This window comes from Streptomyces sp. SS7, assembly GCF_037993025.1.
Lineage (GTDB): Bacteria > Actinomycetota > Actinomycetes > Streptomycetales > Streptomycetaceae > Streptomyces.
On sequence record NZ_CP141223.1, the window covers coordinates 1,604,973 to 1,620,413 of the forward strand.

Genomic DNA, 15,441 nt, shown 5'->3' on the forward strand with positions numbered 1-15,441 from the left:
AGAGAGAACGCGGGAGGCGGAGGGAAGAGTTCCGCTCCGCGGGTGCGAGGTGGAGGTCAGCCGTTCAGCTCGCGGTGGCGGGCCTCCAGGTGGCCGGCGCCCCGCTGTGTGAGGGTGCCGTGGAGGCGGAGGCGGGAGATGCCCCCGTCGGGGTAGATGTCCACGCGCGCGTGGGTGGCGACGGCGGGGGCGGGGAGGGGGAAGCGGTGGTTCGTGTCGGGCTGGAGGCGGGTGCGGGGCAGGATCTCGGTCCAGTCGCCGTCGTCGCCGTCGCGGACGGAGACCGATGCCCAGCCGGCGCTGTTGCCCTTCAGATACGCCGTGTCGATCTCCACGGCGCGGATCACGGACTGGGCGACCAGCCGGTAGCGGATCCAGTCGTTGCCCCGGTCGCGCCGTCGGCGGGTCTCCCAGCCGTCGTCCATCTGGCGCGAGCGGCCGGGGCGGACGGTGTTCGACGGGGGTGAGTAGAAGCGGTTCGAGGCGTCCTCGGCCCGGCCGCCGTTCTCCAGGGCGACGACGTCGAAGGTGCCGAGCAGCGCGAGCCACGCGGGGTCCGGGACGACCTCGCCGTACACCCGCAGGCGCGCGATGCCGCCGTCGGGGTGCTGGTTGACGCGCAGGTGGGTGAAGCGCTGTTCGACGGAGACGGCGAAGCCGTTCGCCGCGTGGCCGCCGACGGGGGTGCGCGGGACCAGGGTCGTCCACTTCACGTCGTCGCCGAGGAGGTCCCGCTGGGACGGGGTGCCGGGGACGGACGTGCCCTCGACCGAGACGGCCTGCGGGTAGTTGCCGCGGAAGTGCGCGGTGTCGACGACGATCCCGCGGATCACCCCGGGCGCGCCGAGGCGGACCAGCGCCCAGTCGTGGTCGTCGGCGGCGGGCCAGGGGTGGTCGGCGGACACCCCGCGCCGGCGCCGGGTCTCCCAGCCGTCCATGATCTTACCCTTGTGGCCGAAGCGCTCGGGGTCGAACTCGGCGCGGTGGGGCAGCAGCAGGTTCTCGCGCTCCGCGAAGAACTCGTCGTTCGCGGCGACGACGGCGGCGCCGAGCTGCCGGTCGGCGAGGTCGGCGAGGTGGGTGAAGGGGAAGTCTCCGGTGCGGTAGTCCGCGTACGGGTCGCCGCCGCCGTAGGGGTGCGCGTCGCCGGTGAACGTCGGTATCGCTGCCACGGGGTGTGCCTTTCGGGATCGGCCGGTGCGGATGCGCTCAGGGGGTGCGGGTGAGCAGGGTGCCCTTAGGTGCGGTGAACTCGCCGTCCGCGACGATGCGTTCACCGCGCAGCCAGGTCGAGCGCACGACGCCGTACAGGGTCCGGCCGGCGTACGCGGTGACACGGTTGCGGTGCTGGAGGGCGGCCGGGTCGACGGTGAAGCGCGCGTCGGGGGCGAGGACGGCGAAGTCGGCGTCACGGCCCGCCTCGATGGCCCCCTTGCGGGCGTCCAGGCCGACGAGCCGCGCGGTGTTCGCCGACATCCAGCGGACGACGTCCTCCAGGCCGTGCCCGCGTCGGCGGGCCTCGGTCCAGACCGCCGCGAGGCTGAGCTGGAGGCCGGAGATGCCGCCCCAGGCCGTCGCGAAGTCGCCGGTCTTCAGGTCGGCCGTCGACGGGGAGTGGTCCGTGACCACGCAGTCGACGGTCCCGTCGGCGAGGGCCTGCCAGAGCAGGTCCTGGTTGGCGGCCTCGCGGATGGGCGGGCAGCACTTGAACTCGCTGGCGCCGTCCGGGACCTCCTCGGCGGTGAGGGTGAGGTAGTGGGGGCAGGTCTCGGCCGTGATGCGGACGCCCTCCGCCTTGGCGGCCGCGATCAGCGGCAGCGCGTCGCTGGAGGACAGGTGCAGCACGTGCACGCGCGCGTGGAGGCGTCTCGCCCGGTCGATCAGCGCGGCGACGGCGGTGTCCTCGGCGGCGCGGGGGCGGCTGGCCAGGAAGTCGGCGTAGCGCGGGCCGCCCTGTTGCGGTGCGGCGTCGAGGTGGTGCGGGTCCTCGGCGTGGACGACGAGGAGGCCGCCGAAGCCGGCGATCTCGGTCAGGGAGCGGGTCAGTCCGTCCTGGTCGAGGTGGGGGAACTCGTCGACGCCGGACGGGGACAGGAACGCCTTGAAGCCGAAGACACCGGCGTCGTGCAGGGGACGCAGGTCCTTGACGTTGTCGGGCAGGGCGCCGCCCCAGAAGCCGATGTCGATGTGCGCCTTGTCGGCGGCGACCTCCCGCTTGACGCGCAGGTGGTCGACGGTCGTGGTGGGCGGCAGCGAGTTGAGGGGCATGTCGACGAGGGTGGTGATGCCGCCGGCCGCCGCCGCGCGGGTGGCGGTCCAGAAGCCCTCCCAGTGCGTGCGGCCGGGGTCGTTGACGTGCACATGGGTGTCGACCAGGCCGGGCAGCAGGACGTCGTCGCCGAGGTCCTCCAGGCGGGCCCCCGCGGGGAGAGGGGCGTCGTACGGCAGCACGGCCGTGATCGTCCCGCCGGAGACGGCGACCGAGGCGGCGCGCGTCCCTTCGGGGGTGATGACGCGCGTCGAGCGCAGCACCAGTTCAGCGTCGGACACCCGGACCCCTCTCTGCCGCCGTTTACTTCCGCGTAACGGAATTCAACGTTCTGTTGAAGGAGTCTTCCCCGCCGCCTCCCGAGCGTCAAGGGTGCCCCGTCTCCAGGGTGCCCCCACCGCCGCCACTCTGGACGTTTCCATGAAGTGGAAAGATAATTCCAACCGTCAGAACGTAGCTACGCACGACCGGGGAGTCAACCGACCGCCGGGTAGGCTTCAGCTCCTCCCGCCCGTGTCGAAAGGAACGCGCCGTGCCGACGTCGAGCGCCAGCACCTCCGATTCCGCCCGGTCCGCCGGCGGCGGGGTCCAGTCCCTCGAGCGCGCCTTCGACCTGCTGGAGCGGATGGCGGACGCGGGCGGCGAGGTCGGGCTGAGCGAGCTGTCGGTGAGCAGCGGGCTGCCGCTGCCCACCATCCACCGGCTGATGCGCACGCTCGTCGTCTGCGGGTACGTCCGTCAGCAGCCCAACCGCCGGTACGCGCTCGGCCCGCGGCTGATCCGGCTCGGCGAGTCGGCGTCGCGGCTGCTCGGCACGTGGGCCCGCCCCTATCTGGCCCGCCTGGTCGAGGAGACCGGGGAGACGGCGAACATGGCGCTGCTCGACGGGGACGAGATCGTGTACGTGGCCCAGGTGCCGTCGAAGCACTCGATGCGGATGTTCACCGAGGTGGGGCGGCGGGTGCTGCCGCACTCCACGGGGGTGGGCAAGGCCCTGCTCGCGGGGTTCCCGGACGCCGAGGTGCGCGCGCTGCTCGCCCGGACGGGCATGCCGGCCGCGACCGAGAAGACGATCACCACGCCGGAGGCCTTCCTCGCGGCCCTGGCGGACGTGCGACGGGCGGGCTACGCGGTCGACGACAACGAGCAGGAGATCGGCGTCCGCTGTCTCGCGGTGTCCGTCCCCGGCTCCCCCACCGCGGCGGCCGTCTCCATCTCCGGCCCGGCGGGCCGCGTCACGGACGCGGCGACGCAGCACATCGTCCCGGTGCTCCAGCAGGTGGCCGCGGACCTCTCCCGGGCCCTGACCACCCCGGGCCCGGCGGTCTGAGGGCCGCGGCCCGCCCGGGAGGCCGTCCCGCCGGGGGGGCGCTCAGCCGCGCGGCGGCTCGGCGAACAGGTCGACCGCCCTGCGGACCTGGGTGAGGCCCTGATGGAGGGCGCTGACCGAGCCGATGGCACCGGCGATCAGCAGCAGGGAGCGCCGCAGGCGCGGTATCTCGGGGCTGCCGCCGGCGGCCATGGCGTCCAGGGCGGCGAGTTCCTCCTCCGCGATGTCCCGGTCCCGGAACTCCGGCGGGTGCGCGGCGAGCTCCCGGCGCAGCCGGGACACGGCGGAGCGCAGCTCCACCACCCGAGGATCCTTGTCGCTGCCGGTCACAGGCCTCTGCTCCACGCTCCGCAACGCAGCCTCCCCCTCGCACCCCGTTGTACGCGTGCACGTTCCGCGCCGGGTGCCGATCGGGCCCCGGACGCCGCGGGCGCCCAGTAAACGCCACCTCGGGCCCTGGGCGCCAGTCCGCTGCGTCACCGACTTGCTGCACAGCGTGATCCGCGCGCCCCGGCCGCGTGCGGTATGCAGGAGCCATGACGTACGACGTGGAAGAGGTCGCCGGGCTGGTACTGGCGGCGGGGGGCGGGCGGCGGCTCGGCGGGCGCCCGAAGGCACTGCTGTCGCACCGGGGGCGGCCGCTGGTGGAGCATGCGGCGGAGGTGCTGCGGGCGGCCGGCTGCACGCGCGTGCACGTGGTCCTGGGGGCCGCCGCAGCGGACGTACGGCAGCGGGCGCGGCTGGCGGGGTGCGTGCTGGTGGAGAACCCGCGGTGGGAGGAGGGCATGGGCACGTCGCTGCGGGCCGGGCTGGACTCGCTCGCGGGGACGGGCGCACGGGCGGCGCTGGTGTCCCTCGTCGACCAGCCCGGCATCGGGGTGGAGGCCACGGCCCGGGTGCTCGCCGCGTACGAGGGGGAGGGGTCGCTGGCGGCGGCGGCCTACGACGGCGTGCGCGGTCACCCCGTGCTCTTCGGGGCGGCGCACTGGGCGGGCGTGACACGGGGCGCGCGGGGCGACCAGGGAGCGCGCGCGTATCTGACGGCGCACGCGGCCGAGGTGGTCCTCGTCGAGTGCGGTGACGCGGGCCTGCCGTACGACATCGACACCCCCGGGGACCTGGCCCGGCTGGGCCCCGATCCGGAGGCGCCCTGAGATCAACAAACCATTGAACTTCCACGATGAGGAAACTAGTATCCACTTTTACCAGGGCACCTGGTGCCACGCTCGCTGAAGGAAGTGACTCCATGTCCGCACCAGCGCCGTCCCCGCTGGCCATCGTCGACGCCGAGCCCCTGCCGCGGCAGGAGGAGGTCCTCACCGAGGCCGCCCTCGCCTTCGTGGCCGAGCTGCACCGGCGGTTCACCCCGCGCCGCGACGAACTCCTCGCCCGCCGCGCGGAGCGCCGCGCCGAGATCGCCCGTACCTCCGCGCTCGACTTCCTGCCGGAGACCGCCGCGATCCGCGCCGACGACTCCTGGCGCGTGGCGCCCTGCCCGCCGGCCCTGGAGGACCGCCGGGTCGAGATCACCGGCCCCACCGACCGCAGGATGACCGTCAACGCCCTGAACTCGGGGGCCCGGATCTGGCTCGCGGACTTCGAGGACGCCTCGGCGCCCACCTGGGAGAACGTGATCCTCGGCCAGATCAACATGGCGGACGCCTACACCCGCGCCATCGACTTCACCGACCCCGCGAGCGGCAAGTCGTACGCCCTGCGGCCGGCCGAGGAGCTGGCGACGGTCGTCATGCGCCCGCGCGGCTGGCACCTCGACGAGCGCCATCTGGTCGACGCGGACGGCACACCGGTCCCCGGCGCCCTCGTCGACTTCGGGCTGTACTTCTTCCACAACGCGCAGCGGCTGCTCGACCTGGGCAAGGGCCCGTACTTCTACCTCCCGAAGACGGAATCGCACCTGGAAGCCCGCCTGTGGAACGAGGTGTTCGTCTTCGCGCAGGAGTACGTCGGCATCCCGCAGGGCACCGTCCGCGCCACCGTCCTGATCGAGACGATCACCGCCGCCTACGAGATGGAGGAGATTCTCTACGAACTCCGCGATCACGCCTCGGGGTTGAACGCGGGCCGCTGGGACTACCTGTTCTCCATCGTGAAGAACTTCCGGGACGGCGGGCCGAAGTTCGTCCTCCCGGACCGCAACCAGGTCACGATGACCGCCCCGTTCATGCGCGCGTACACCGAACTCCTCGTGCGCACCTGTCACAAGCGCGGCGCGCACGCCATCGGCGGCATGGCGGCCTTCATCCCCTCCCGCCGGGACCCCGAGGTCAACAAGGTGGCCTTCGAGAAGGTCCGCGCCGACAAGGACCGGGAGGCCGGTGACGGCTTCGACGGCTCCTGGGTCGCCCACCCCGACCTGGTGCCGATCGCGATGGAGTCCTTCGACAAGGTCCTCGGCGACCGGCCGAACCAGAAGGACCGCCTCCGTGAGGACGTCCGGGTCGAGGCCGCCGAACTGATCGCGGTCGACTCGCTGGACGCCCGGCCGAGCTACCCGGGTCTGGTCAACGCCGTGCAGGTGGGCATCCGGTACATCGAGGCCTGGCTGCGCGGCCTGGGCGCCGTCGCCATCTTCAACCTCATGGAGGACGCGGCCACCGCCGAGATCTCCCGCTCGCAGGTCTGGCAGTGGATCAACGCGGGCGTGGAGTTCGAGAACGGCGAGAAGGCGACCCCGGAACTGGCCCGGAAGATCGCGGCCGAGGAGCTCGCCGGCCTCCGTGCCGAGCTGGGCGAGGAGGCCTTCGCCGCCGGTCACTGGCAGCAGGCGCACGACCTGTTCCTGGAGGTCGCCCTCGACCAGGACTACGTCGACTTCCTCACCCTGCCCGCGTACCGGCAGCTCAGGGGCTGACGCTCACTCCGGCCCGTCCGAGTGGCCCAGGGACCTCCCCGGGGCCACTCGGTCGCGCACGAGACGCTTGACCGCCGTCGGCTCCGGGAAGCCCTGCTCACGGCGGTCCCAGACGACCTCGTCGTTCACCCGGACCACGAACACCCCGCCCGTGCCGGGCTTCAGTGCCAGCTCGGTGAGCTCGGCCTCGAACGTCGTCAGCAGCTCCTGCGCCAGCCAGGCCGCGCGCGGCAGCCAGCGGCACCGGGTGCAGTACTCGATCTCCACGCGGCGGACGTCGCTCATCCCAGGTGCACCGACCAATCCTGTTCGGCCGCCGGCTTGCCGTGCAGGTCGGGGACCCGCTTGAGCCAGCCCGGACGGCCCTGCTGGGTACGTGCCGCCCTGAGGGCCTCCTCGGCGGCGAGTTCCTCCCGCGAGGGGAAGTCGGTGGGGAGCCAGGCCGCGGAGGCCGCCACGCGCGCGTGGAGGTAGTCCACGTACGCCGTCCTGATGTCGTCCGGCGTCGCGAAGCCCTCCTCGCCGAGCAGCCAGGCGTCCGGGACCTCGGTGACGATGTCCCGCAGCAGCTCCCGGGTCACCCGCGGCGCGAGTTCCGCGTCGGCGGCGCGCACGTCGGGGCCGTAGTGGCCGAGGGCGTGGTGGCGGAAGTCGTAGGCCTTGGCCGGGTCGGAGGCGTCCCAGCGGTGGTGGAAGACGAGCGCGGCGCCGTGGTCGATCAGCCACAGGCGCGGCGGCACGGTGCCGAGGGTGGGCCAGACCATCAGGTTGGAGCTGTGGACCGTGCGGTCGACGTTGACCGTCAGGGCGTCCAGCCAGACGACCCTCCCGGCCTCCAGCGGATCGACCGGGAAGGCTTTCGCCACCTCGGGGGTGAAGTCCTTCGCGCCCGGCAGGAAGTCCATGCCGAGATTGCGGCCCGCGCTCGCGCCGTGCAGGTCGCGGACCTCCTGGTGGGGCTCGTCGTCGGCGATCGCGGGGTCGAAGTGCACCAGGACCAGCTCGGGGAAGCGCAGCCCCAGGGCCCGGGCCAGCTCGCCCACGATCACCTCGGCGACCAGCGCCTTGCGGCCCTGCGCGGAGCCGGTGAACTTCACGACGTAGGTGCCCAGGTCGTCGGCCTCGACGACTCCGGGCACGGAGCCTCCGGACCGCAGCGGGGTCACGTATCGGACGGCAGTCACTTCGCGCAGCACACGCCCCACCTTAATTCAGATCATGTACAGGCCAGCGGGTTCGGGAGCGGGAGGTAGCGGGCGTCCGCGCCGTCCGCGCCGGTCCAGCGCAGCAGCAGGTTCGTCTTGCCGGGCAGGGTGGGGGCGGTGAGCAGGGCGTGCGCCTCGGGCAGGGGGTGGCGGGCCAGCTCGCGGCGGACGGCGGGCCAGGGGTCGAGGCCGGGGTGCCGCTCGGCGAGGGCGGCGGCGATCTCGGTGAGGTGGTTGACGAGAAGGCAGTACACCAGCCGCTCCCAGCCGGCCGCCCGCTCCACGTCGGTGAGGAGCTTGACGCCCTCGGCGTCCCGGAACAGCGCCTGCACCGGCAGGCCGGCCGCGTCGACGGCGACCAGTGTGTTCTGCAGGTGTGCCTCCAGGACGACGCCGTGCTCGGCGAAGACCGTGAGGGCGGGCGGCACGACGGCCCGCAGATACGCCTCCCACCAGGCCGCCGGGTCCGTCGCGGTGTCGAGCGGGCTGCCCGTGAACCCCTCGGTGAGGGCCGCCGCGAGCAGCGGGGTGGCGCCGGGGAGCACGGGGCCGCCGAGGCCGTCGCGGACCAGGACGGCGAGTTCCTCGAAGGCGAAGGACGCGGTGCGGTAGCCGCGGTCGCTGAGCCAGGCCGCCGGACCGCCCAGGGCGGCGAAGGCACGGGTGACGGCCGCGTCGGTGCGGCGCAGCTTCCGCAGGTCGTGCCGCCACAGCCGGCGGACGTCGTTGGTGATGCGCACATCGAGGCTGAACTTCAGGAACAGGTCGCGGCCGGGCGCGTACACGGTGCGCACGGCGGCCGTCGGCCAGGTCTCGAAGGAGGTCGTGCCGAGCCGCAGCAGGCGGCCGTCGGCGAACGCGGCGGCCAGTTCCGGGGTGGTGAGGTCGAGCTGCCAGGGGTGGGCGGGCAGCAGCCGGTAGCCGGCCGGGGCCTCGCCGAGGGCGTCGAGCGCGCGGGTGTCCCCCTCCTCGACGACCAGGTCCTCGCGGACGGCCAGGAGGACCAGGGGGAAACGGGCGTGGGCCTCCGGGGCGTACGGCAGCCAGCCGGCCACCGGGCCGCCGCCGCGCGCCTTGGGGGCGGGGTGGTGGGAGTGGCCGGTGACAAGGGACTGTTCGGAGAGCAGATAGGGGTCGGCGGGCGGGGTGGCACGGGTGCGTGCGGCGAGCAGCGCGGCGACCGCGTCGCGGCTGTCGATCATCTCGGCGGGCAGTTCGTGGTTGGAGAGGCCGGTGTGGCGGCGCAGCTCCTCGGCGACCAGTTTGACGAGTTCGGCGTGGCCGAGCGGCTGCCAGGAGTCCGCCGCGCGCAGCTCGGGTCCGGCGGGGCGGCGGGTGCCGCGCACCCGCAGCAGCCGGCCGGTGCCGGGCAGCCGGTAGACCCGCCCGCCGTCCGTCCCGGGGGGTCCGGGCAGCGGCTCGGCCACCTCCCGCAGGAGACAGTTGAGCAGCGGCGCGACCGCGCAGGCGTCGGCCAGGCCCTCGTCCACGGCGGGGTCGGCGGGCCCGGCGGCCTCGGCGGGCGGGGGGATGACGTCCACGCGTGTACTCGTTCCCTACGGTTCTGCTGGGCGGAGACGATCAGTATCGCTGTCGTCGCGGCCCCTCCGTGACTGACGTACCCGCACTCCGAGGAGCCCACCCGTGGACCGACCGCACTCCGCCGAGGCCGAGGTGGCCGCCGAACTCTCGGCGCTGCGTCCGGACCTCGTCCCCCGGTACGCCGCTGCGCTGCCCGGCGCCCGGGCGGCCGTGCTGACCCGGCTGTGGCGGGCCCTGGCGCACGAGCCGCTGCCGTGGATCACCGGCCGGGAGCCCGGCGGGGACGAGCTCGTGCTGCAGCTGGCGGACGGGCGCCGGCTGCACGGCCCGCGCGCCGACCCTTACGCGACTGCCGGGTATGTGACCGAGGTACGGCTGGACTCGGTGGCGTACGACGATCCGGCGCGCCTGATGACGGCGCTGGCGGTGCCCCACGGCGGGGGTTTCGCCGCCGAGCTGGGGCACAGCGCGGCCTCGCTCGCGCTGTCGCGGGCCGCGCAGGAGCCCGTGACGTCCCCCTGGCCGGCGCACGGCTGGGAGTGGGAGCAGCGCGTGGTCGACGGGCATCCGTACCACCCCAACTGCCGGTCCCGGCCGGGCTTTTCGATCGCGGAGCAGCTAGCGTACGGTCCGGAGCACCGGCCGGTGGTGCGGCTGGGGCTGGTACCGGTGCCGGCCGGGGAGTGCCTGGTGTCGGGTGGCTGGCCCGAGGACCTGCGGGACGGGGAGCGGCTGCTGATCCCGGTGCATCCGTGGCAGGCGGCGCATGTCCTGAAGCGGTCCGGGGGGCAGGAGTTGCCGGCGCATCCCCTGATGTCGCTGCGGACGCTGGCGCTGCCGGGCGGGCCGCAGGTGAAGGCGCCGCATGTGAAGACCTCGCTGAGCGCCCGGCTGACGTCCTCGGTGCGGGACATCTCCGTGGGGTCGGTGGCCGCATCGGCGGCCCTGTCGGCGTTCGCGGAGACGCTCGCCGCGCGCACGGACGGGCTGCTGCACGTCACGCGCACCCTCGGCGCGGCCACCCCCCACTCCCCCGAACTCGCCGCCGTGCTGCGGGAGTCGCCGGCGGTGTACGCCGGTCCGGGCGAGCACGTCGTCCCGGTCGCCGCGCTCGCCGGCACCGGGCTGCCCGCGTCGCCGGCCTGGACGGCGCAGTTCGCCCGGCTGTCGCTCGCCGTGGGGCTGCGGCTGCTGGAGCTGGGGGTGGCACTGGAGGCGCACGGCCAGAATCTGCTGCTCGTGGTGTCGGCGTCGGGGGCCCCGTTGCGGCTGGTCTACCGCGATCTCGCCGACATCCGCGTCGGCCCCGCCCGGCTGGCCCGGCACGGCGTGGCGCTGCCCGACGGGCTGCCCGCGCGGATCCTCACCGACGACGAGTCGGCACTGCGGCGCAAGCTGTTCGGCTCGCTGGTGGCGGGGTCGCTGGCGGCGACGGCGGGCAGCGGCACGGCCCTGGGGGCGGCGCTCGGCACGGCCGTACGGGACCTGCCGCGCACCCCCGATCTGGTGGCGCTGTGCCAGCGGCCGCTGCCGGCGAAGGCGCTGACGCTGATGCGGCTCTCGCCCGGCACCCCCGGGGACCAGTGGGCCGGACTGCCCAACCCTCTCGACTCGGACAATAACTGATGGTATGTCCGGTCACTGTTCGCCCGCTCTTGCCGGCCCCGTTTTGTGGCGGGACACCCCTGATCAATAAGATCCGCCGATGATCAGAACACAACGGCTGGCGGCGGGCGTGTGCGCCCTGCTCGCCGCGCTCTCGGCCGGGCTCGCGTTCCCGGCCGGGGCGGCCGCCGACGAGACCACCGCCCTCGCGCCCAAGGTCGACCTGGTCCTCGACGTCAGCGGCTCGATGCGGACGAAGGACATCGACGGCGGGACGCGCATGGCCGCGGCCAAGCAGGCGTTCAACGAGGTGCTGGACGCGACCCCGGAGACCGTCCTCCTCGGCATCCGCACCCTCGGCGCCAACTACCCGGGCGACGACCAGAAGACGGGCTGCAAGGACACCGCGCAGCTCTACCCGGTCGGCCAGGTGGACCGCACCGAGGCCAAGGCGGCGGTGGCGACCCTGTCCCCCACCGGCTGGACGCCGATCGGCCCCGCGCTGCTGAAGGCGGCCGACGACCTCGACGGCGGCACCGGCTCCAAGCGGATCGTGCTGATCAGCGACGGCGAGGACACCTGTGCGCCGCTCGACCCGTGCGAGGTGGCCCGCGAGATCGCGGCCAAGGGCATCGGCCTGACCATCGACACCCTGGGCCTGGTGCCCAACACGAAGATGCGCCAGCAGCTCAGCTGTATCGCCGAGGCCACCGGCGGCACGTACACCTCGGTCGAACACACCGAGGAACTCACCGACAAGGTCAACCAGTTGGTGGACCGGGCGGCCGACCCGGTGGTGACGCCGGTCGCCGTCGAGGGCAAGGACTCCTGCTCGGCCGCGCCCGAGCTGAAGTCGGGCCTGTACACCGACCGCGAGGAGTTCGGCCAGGAGCGCTGGTACCGGGTGGACGTCGAGCCGGGCCAGGAGCTGCGGGCCTCGGTGAGCGTGGCCTCCGACCGGGCGATGAACCCGGACTACGGGGTGCTGCTGCGCGCGGTCTCGGTGCACGGGCGGGAGATCGTGCGCGGCGAGGCGGCGGGCACCGGCCGTACCGACGTGGTCTCGACCGGTCTGCGCTACCCGAAGGCGGAGAGCGACGACGAGGACGCCCCGGCCGAGACGGTCTGCCTCCAGGTGACGAACTCCTTCTCGGCGGGCGCCGGGGTGAAGACCACCCCCGGTATGCCGGTGGAGCTGACCGTGGACGTGGTCGACGCGCCGTCGCAGGCGAGCGACGTGGCGTCGTTCGGTCTCGGGCGCGGCTGGTGGCTGCTCGGCCTGCTGGTGCTGACCGGCTTCCTCGCGGGACTGATCTGGGGCTGGCTGTCGCGCTGGCGTGTCGCGGTCTGGAGGACCAACTGATGCGGATGACACCGATGCGGATGACACCGATGCGGATGACACGAGTGCTGGGCGGCGCGCTGCTGGCGCTGGGCCTGGCGGCCGGACCGGCCGCCGCCGACTCCTCGCCCTCCGCGAGCCCCTCCGGCGAGAGCGCCGCGCCGACCTCGGCGGGCACCTCCTTCCGTACGGCGGCGGAGGTCGAGCAGGGTCAGACGGCCACCGCGAGCGCTTCCACGGGTGACTACCTGTACTGGTCGTTCCCGGCGGACTCGGGCCGGCGGCCCACCGTGAAGGCGACGGTGAAGCTGCCCGACTCGCACCTCGCGCAGACCTGGCAGATCGATGTGTACGACGGTCTGCGGCGCCGTCAGGCCTGCCAGTACGGCGCCCAGACGCGCACCGCCGCGCAGGACGCGGCGACCGTGGACCTGGCGTGCGTGCTGCGCACGGTCCGCGCCTGGTCGGAGCCTTGGGCGAACGATCCGCTGCCGGGCACGTACTACGTCCGGCTGACGGCCGTCGGCCTGAAGGCGGCCGATCTGGGCCAGCCGGTGAACGCCGAACTGCGCGTCGACTCCAAGGACATCGGCGGCTCGGCGGCCGTGGACGGCTCGCTGGCGAAGCCGCTCGTCCCGGGCATCGCCGCCAGGTCCGCACAGGAGGAGAAGGATTCGTCGGCGACGGCCGTGCTGTCCAGCATCGAGCCGGACGACGGCTGGGCCTCCGGCTGGTGGTCCGACCGCTGGGTGTGGACGGCGATCGGCGCGATCCTGGCCGCGCTGGCCGGCATCGGCGGCTACACGCTGACACGCGGCTCGGGACGACCACGGCACGTACCGCCACCCCCGGGCGCCTGACCGCACTCCCGACGCCCGACCCGAGGCCCATCACCCTGCGGTGGTGGGCCTTTCGGACCGCCAGGCGCGGACGGCGACCGGCGCGCGACCCCGGCCGCACCGGCCGGCATCGGCAGCTACACGCTGACACGCGGCTCGGGACGACCACGGCACGTACCGCCACCCCCGGGCGCCTGACCGCACTCCCGACGCCCGACCCGAGGCCCATCACCCTGCGGTGGTGGGCCTTTCGGACCGCCAGGCGCGGACGGCGACCGGCGCGCGACCCCGGCCGCACCGGCCGGCATCGGCAGCTACACGCTGACACGCGGCTCGGGACGACCACGGCACGTACCGCCACCCCCGGGCGCCTGACCGCACTCCCGACGCCCGACCCGAGGCCCATCACCCTGCGGTGGTGGGCCTTTCGGTACGACCCGGTCCCGCGACCGGGCCCCGGTGCCGGCTCGCGGGTCACGCCTCGCGCAACGCTTTGGCGAGGGTCCCCTCCCCGCTGACGGCGATCCGTCCGGCGCGCACCGCCTCCAGCACCCCCGACTGCCCCCGGGCCACGGCCGCGCAGGTGGCGGCGTCCAGTGCCAGCCGGGCGTCGGGCTCCCGGGGGGCGGGCCCCTCGCCGTGGACCGGGCCGTCCTGGGCGCCGACGTGGAGGTGGAAGTCCCCTTCGTCCAGGTGGACTTCGACGAGCTGGACGTCCCTGAACCCCTCACGTTCCAGCGCCCGCAGCAGGGGCAGGGCGAACCAGTGGGCGCGGACCGCGTCGGTGGGGCGGCGCTCACCGAGTTCGCCCTCGCCCCACCGGCCCAGCGCCTGGAGCACCGGCAACAACTCCCGTCCGCGCGGCGAGAGTTCGTAGACGTAGGCGGCACCCGGCGGGGGCAGCCGGCGCCGGGTGGCCAGTCCGTCGCGTTCCATGTCCCTCAGCCGGCCGGCGAGCACGTCCGTGCTGACGCCCGGCAGATCGGCGTGCAGGTCCGTGTACCGGCGCGGGCCCGCGAGCAGCTCCCGGACGATCAGCAGGGTCCAGCGGTCCCCGACGGCGTCGAGCGCGCGGGCGGCGGAACAGTACTGGTCGTAGCTTCGACGAGGTGACATGCGACGCAGTCTAGACATGTCGTTGGACTTTCCAAGCTCGAACTTGGTAAAACCAAGCAACACACGAAACCGGAGGGGCGAGCGCGCATGGAGTTCCGGCAGTCGAACAAGCTCAGCGAGGTCTGCTACGAGATCCGCGGCCCGGTGGTCGAGCACGCCAACGCGCTGGAGGAGGCGGGCCACAGCGTGCTCCGCCTGAACACCGGCAACCCCGCGCTGTTCGGTTTCGAGGCGCCGGAGGAGATCCTCCAGGACATGATCCGGATGCTGCCGAAGGCGCACGGTTACACCGACTCGCGCGGCATCCTCTCCGCCCGCCGCGCCGTGGCCCAGCGCTACCAGACCCTCGGCCTGGAGGTCGGCGTCGACGACGTCTTCCTCGGCAACGGCATCTCCGAGCTGATCGCGATGGCCGTACAGGCGCTGGTCGAGGACGGCGACGAGATCCTCATCCCCGCCCCCGACTTCCCCCTGTGGACGGCGGTGACCACCCTCGCCGGCGGCAAGGCGGTCCACTACCTCTGCGACGAGCAGGCCGACTGGTACCCCGACCTGGACGACATGGCCTCGAAGATCACGGACCGCACCAAGGCCGTGGTCATCATCAACCCCAACAACCCCACCGGCGCGGTCTACCCGAAGGAGATCGTCGAGGGCATCCTCGACCTCGCCCGCCGGCACGGCCTGATGGTCTTCGCCGACGAGATCTACGACCAGATCCTGTACGACGACGCCGTGCACCACTCGGCCGCGGCGCTCGCCCCGGACCTGGTCGTGCTGACCTTCTGCGGGCTGTCGAAGACGTACCGGGTGGCGGGCTTCCGCTCGGGCTGGCTGGTGGTGACGGGCCCCCGGCAGCACGCGCGCGACTACCTGGAGGGCCTGACCATGCTGGCCTCCATGCGGCTGTGCGCCAACGCGCCCGCCCAGTACGCCATCCAGGCCGCGCTCGGCGGCCGGCAGTCGATCCGCGATCTCACCACGCCGGGCGGCAGGCTGCACGAACAGCGCAACGTGGCCTGGGAGAAGCTGAACGAGATCCCGGGCGTGTCCTGTGTGAAGCCGAAGGGCGCGCTGTACGCGTTCCCGCGCATCGACCCCAAGGTCCACCCGATCCACGACGACGAGAGGTTCGTCCTGGACCTGCTGCTCCAGGAGAAGATCCAGGTGGTCCAGGGCACGGGCTTCAACTGGCCCACGCCCGACCACTTCCGCATCCTGACCCTCCCGCACGCGGAGGACCTGGAGACGGCGATCGGGCGGATCGGACGCTTCCTCAGCGGCTACCGGCAGTAGGGACGGCCTCGCCCGGTGCCCACGC

The 15,441-nt window shown here is 73.5% G+C and carries 14 protein-coding genes; 7 read left to right on the forward strand and 7 right to left on the reverse strand.

The window, feature by feature from the left end:
* Positions 1 to 56: 56 nt before the first annotated feature.
* A complete protein-coding gene (gene alc / locus U5640_RS07270; RefSeq protein ID WP_340374960.1) occupies positions 57 to 1,172 on the reverse strand; it encodes an allantoicase in 1,116 nt (371 codons plus the stop codon).
* A 37-nt stretch (positions 1,173 to 1,209) separates the two neighbouring features.
* Positions 1,210 to 2,550, reverse strand: a complete 1,341-nt coding sequence (gene allB, locus U5640_RS07275; RefSeq protein WP_340374961.1) for an allantoinase AllB — start codon at positions 2,548 to 2,550, stop codon at positions 1,210 to 1,212.
* 251 nt (positions 2,551 to 2,801) lie between these two features.
* Here allB and U5640_RS07280 point away from each other — a divergent pair, with 251 nt between their 5' ends.
* Complete coding sequence (locus U5640_RS07280; RefSeq protein ID WP_340374962.1) at positions 2,802 to 3,599, forward strand: IclR family transcriptional regulator; 798 nt, start codon at positions 2,802 to 2,804, stop codon at positions 3,597 to 3,599.
* Between the two features lie 42 nt (positions 3,600 to 3,641).
* Here the strand turns inward: U5640_RS07280 and U5640_RS07285 are convergent, their stop codons facing one another.
* Positions 3,642 to 3,929, reverse strand: a complete 288-nt coding sequence (locus U5640_RS07285; protein WP_340374963.1) for a DUF5955 family protein — start codon at positions 3,927 to 3,929, stop codon at positions 3,642 to 3,644.
* Positions 3,930 to 4,135: 206 nt separating this feature from the next.
* Between U5640_RS07285 and U5640_RS07290 the strand changes: the two genes are divergently transcribed.
* Together U5640_RS07290 and aceB are read left to right on the forward strand one after the other, a co-directional pair.
* Positions 4,136 to 4,753: a nucleotidyltransferase family protein gene (locus U5640_RS07290; RefSeq protein WP_340374964.1), complete on the forward strand. Its 618-nt coding sequence runs from the start codon at positions 4,136 to 4,138 to the stop codon at positions 4,751 to 4,753.
* A 92-nt stretch (positions 4,754 to 4,845) separates the two neighbouring features.
* A complete protein-coding gene (gene aceB / locus U5640_RS07295) occupies positions 4,846 to 6,471 on the forward strand; it encodes a malate synthase A (protein WP_340374965.1) in 1,626 nt (541 codons plus the stop codon).
* Positions 6,472 to 6,474: 3 nt separating this feature from the next.
* Here aceB and U5640_RS07300 read toward each other — a convergent pair whose 3' ends face one another.
* The 3 genes from U5640_RS07300 to U5640_RS07310 are packed head-to-tail and all read right to left on the reverse strand — an operon-like array spanning position 6,475 to position 9,208.
* Positions 6,475 to 6,756, reverse strand: a complete 282-nt coding sequence (locus U5640_RS07300) for a SelT/SelW/SelH family protein (protein ID WP_067246362.1) — start codon at positions 6,754 to 6,756, stop codon at positions 6,475 to 6,477.
* Entirely contained in the window at positions 6,753 to 7,667 is a 915-nt protein-coding gene (locus U5640_RS07305) for a HipA family kinase (RefSeq protein WP_340374966.1), read from the reverse strand. The genes U5640_RS07300 and U5640_RS07305 overlap by 4 nt, the downstream gene beginning before the upstream one ends.
* Before the next feature lie 20 nt (positions 7,668 to 7,687).
* The gene (locus tag U5640_RS07310) at positions 7,688 to 9,208 is read right to left on the reverse strand and encodes an IucA/IucC family protein (RefSeq protein ID WP_340384986.1); all 1,521 of its coding nucleotides are present in this window, start codon (positions 9,206 to 9,208) and stop codon (positions 7,688 to 7,690) included.
* 112 nt (positions 9,209 to 9,320) lie between these two features.
* Here U5640_RS07310 and U5640_RS07315 point away from each other — a divergent pair, with 112 nt between their 5' ends.
* From U5640_RS07315 to U5640_RS07325, 3 genes are all read left to right on the forward strand, one after another.
* Positions 9,321 to 10,844, forward strand: a complete 1,524-nt coding sequence (locus U5640_RS07315) for an IucA/IucC family siderophore biosynthesis protein (protein ID WP_340374967.1) — start codon at positions 9,321 to 9,323, stop codon at positions 10,842 to 10,844.
* A gap of 79 nt (positions 10,845 to 10,923) precedes the next feature.
* Entirely contained in the window at positions 10,924 to 12,186 is a 1,263-nt protein-coding gene (locus tag U5640_RS07320; protein WP_340374968.1) for a VWA domain-containing protein, read from the forward strand.
* A gap of 29 nt (positions 12,187 to 12,215) precedes the next feature.
* The gene (locus U5640_RS07325) at positions 12,216 to 13,025 is read left to right on the forward strand and encodes a hypothetical protein (protein ID WP_340384988.1); all 810 of its coding nucleotides are present in this window, start codon (positions 12,216 to 12,218) and stop codon (positions 13,023 to 13,025) included.
* Between the two features lie 453 nt (positions 13,026 to 13,478).
* Here the strand turns inward: U5640_RS07325 and U5640_RS07330 are convergent, their stop codons facing one another.
* Positions 13,479 to 14,120, reverse strand: a complete 642-nt coding sequence (locus U5640_RS07330) for a helix-turn-helix domain-containing protein (RefSeq protein WP_340374969.1) — start codon at positions 14,118 to 14,120, stop codon at positions 13,479 to 13,481.
* An 87-nt stretch (positions 14,121 to 14,207) separates the two neighbouring features.
* Between U5640_RS07330 and U5640_RS07335 the strand changes: the two genes are divergently transcribed.
* On the forward strand, positions 14,208 to 15,416 hold the full coding sequence (locus tag U5640_RS07335; protein WP_340374970.1) for a pyridoxal phosphate-dependent aminotransferase: 1,209 nt from the start codon (positions 14,208 to 14,210) through the stop codon (positions 15,414 to 15,416).
* Positions 15,417 to 15,441 lie beyond the last annotated feature (25 nt).

Bases quoted from the DNA above. Each gene is read 5' to 3' on its own strand.
- U5640_RS07290 (WP_340374964.1), top strand. From the start codon at position 4,136: ATGACGTACGACGTGGAAGAGGTCGCCGGGCTGGTACTGGCGGCGGGG.
- aceB (WP_340374965.1), top strand. From the start codon at position 4,846: ATGTCCGCACCAGCGCCGTCCCCGCTGGCCATCGTCGACGCCGAGCCC.
- U5640_RS07300 (WP_067246362.1), bottom strand. From the start codon at position 6,756: ATGAGCGACGTCCGCCGCGTGGAGATCGAGTACTGCACCCGGTGCCGC.
- U5640_RS07320 (WP_340374968.1), top strand. From the start codon at position 10,924: ATGATCAGAACACAACGGCTGGCGGCGGGCGTGTGCGCCCTGCTCGCC.
- U5640_RS07325 (WP_340384988.1), top strand. From the start codon at position 12,216: ATGCGGATGACACGAGTGCTGGGCGGCGCGCTGCTGGCGCTGGGCCTG.
- U5640_RS07330 (WP_340374969.1), bottom strand. From the start codon at position 14,120: ATGTCACCTCGTCGAAGCTACGACCAGTACTGTTCCGCCGCCCGCGCG.
- U5640_RS07335 (WP_340374970.1), top strand. From the start codon at position 14,208: ATGGAGTTCCGGCAGTCGAACAAGCTCAGCGAGGTCTGCTACGAGATC.